Source organism: Allomuricauda sp. F6463D (assembly GCF_023015965.1).
Taxonomy (GTDB): Bacteria; Bacteroidota; Bacteroidia; order Flavobacteriales; family Flavobacteriaceae; genus Flagellimonas.
In genome coordinates this window covers 1-281 of record NZ_JALKAN010000026.1, presented here as the reverse complement: position 1 = coordinate 281, position 281 = coordinate 1, and the positions used below count along the sequence as shown (strand labels likewise).

Here is a 281-nt window from a genome sequence, read left to right as displayed (position 1 = left end):
GAAGGGCTTCAAGGAAGGCGGCGACCTACTCTCCCACCTGGTGTGGCAGTACCATCGGCGCAAACGGGCTTAACTTCCCTGTTCGGAATGGAAAGGGGTGGGCCCCGTCGCCATGGCCACCTAGATTTTTATGCCGAGTTGATTTCGGCACGTCCCTGTTGTTCCATCGATAGTTACCGACAAAAAACAAAGAACAGTTTTTTATATGACATAATATGGGACGGATATGTGCATCCGTTCAAAAAAGAGTCAACGAAGTATGTTTGTTGTTAAGGAACCAC

General features: G+C 48.4%; 1 rRNA gene. It reads right to left on the bottom strand.

Annotation, left to right across the window (positions count from 1 at the left end):
- Nucleotides 1–12: 12 nt before the first annotated feature.
- Nucleotides 13–124: ribosomal RNA gene (gene rrf, locus MWU56_RS16690) — 5S ribosomal RNA — on the bottom strand.
- Nucleotides 125–281 lie beyond the last annotated feature (157 nt).